The organism is Ferdinandcohnia sp. SAFN-114 (assembly GCF_059415045.1).
The window spans coordinates 1-1,543 of the sequence record NZ_JBPFDQ010000191.1; the positions used below are offsets into that span (position 1 = coordinate 1).

At 34.7% G+C, this 1,543-nt stretch carries 2 protein-coding genes; both read left to right on the top strand.

What is annotated here, in order from left to right; all coding sequences use genetic code 11:
- Positions 1-79: 79 nt before the first annotated feature.
- On the top strand, positions 80-754 hold the full coding sequence (locus tag ACR65M_RS26815; RefSeq protein ID WP_440274929.1) for a hypothetical protein: 675 nt from the start codon (positions 80-82) through the stop codon (positions 752-754).
- Positions 755-790: 36 nt separating this feature from the next.
- Positions 791-1,528 (top strand): hypothetical protein, encoded by a 738-nt coding sequence (locus ACR65M_RS26820; RefSeq protein WP_440274930.1) that lies wholly within the window; start codon positions 791-793, stop codon positions 1,526-1,528.
- Positions 1,529-1,543: the final 15 nt, after the last annotated feature.

Here is a 1,543-nt window from a genome sequence, read left to right on the forward strand (position 1 = left end):
TTAAACTTTTTTATGAAGGCTACCAAGCGAAAGCGCGGTAGAAAAATCTGTGTCTATTTTCTTGACATAGTATCAGAGAATGGACTTTCAAATCAACTTCTCCATAGAAGATCTGCTTAACTTTGATGATTTAGTGAGTATTTCACAAAACGACAATGGTCGTGTTCATCGGTACAAGTTAAGTCTATCGGAATTGGTGAATGTCTTAAATAGATCAACCACTACACAAAGAGAGGAAATGCCATTTTTGCCGAACAACTGCTTTAAACTTGTAAAAACTAATCTTGGTTATGAAGTTTATGCCGATGTTCCTAAGCAAAGATGGATGATTAACTTTAATGGCAATCTTTTTGAAGTCGGATTTCCTAGACTTTTGTTTAGGTATGACTGTATTTATCAACCTAAAAAGAAAAATTATAGTGTTGAAATTACTAAGATTTTTGCATTAAAAGGTGAAGAGCAAGTGAATGGTAAAACCCCTTTGTTTGCATTCCCCTATTCTCATGTTCAATCAGATGGACAAGTTTGTATGGGTGGAAACAAAGTGAAGGAAATTGCCAACTTAGTTGAATTAGAAAATGCGCATAATATCTTTCTGCATTCTCCATTCGGAACAGACTGGGGAGCGAAAACTAAACTAGGAAAATCGTGTGCTGAACTATTTTCTGTTGTTTTTAATGAGAAAGATTTTGATGAAGAGGTATTAAACCCAGTCGCAACATTTAACGAATTATTTGCATTGGGTAATGAATAAACTAATAAACTATTTATTTTTGGGAGGAATTTTAGTTTGAAAAACGCTAATGTACTAGGACAAACTGATATCTTTTCTGTATTCGGAATCACGGATGAATATGCGGAACAAAAGAAACGTGAGGAAGAAGAAAAGCTAAAAAGACTAGAAGAAATACGTATGCGTCAAGAGGAAGCTAAAAAGAATGCTGAAGCTAATCCTTCATCTTCTAAACCAGCTGCAAAGAAAGAAGAGCCTTTTGAGGTAAATCATGATACATTTATTTATCACTTAGGTCAGCACCTGGCTATTACCGATTATTTTTCTACTGAGGAAATCGAAAATGGACTTCCTTCTAAGAAAAAAACAAGTGATGGTGAAGATAATTGTGAGGAAACAGCATATAACAAGATCACTGGTAACGACGTTCGTAAGCGATTGGAAAAAGATTTCCCAGATTTAGTTGCTGCTTATACTGATATGGTATATATCAAGCAAAAAAATATGGTGATGGCTGTTCCAAAGGCTAAGAAAAAAGGTCATAACCAGGATTGTACAAAGAACCCTTCTGCATCTGCAGGGGGTTTTGTAGTTCCAAGTAAAATCCCATTTGGGATATTACAAGATTTTATTGCATTGTCTAAGCAATTCCAAGAAAAATATGGTACGGAATTGCATGGTGATATCTATTTAAACCTTGAAACAAAAGAGTTTTTTATGGATATCCCTCACCAAATAGTGATACTATGTCAAGAAAATAGACACAGATTTTTCTACCGCGCTTTCGCTTGGTAGCCTTCATAAAAAAGT

Coding starts and splice junctions, on each gene's coding strand:
- ACR65M_RS26815 (WP_440274929.1), top strand. CDS start 80: ATGGACTTTCAAATCAACTTCTCCATAGAAGATCTGCTTAACTTTGAT.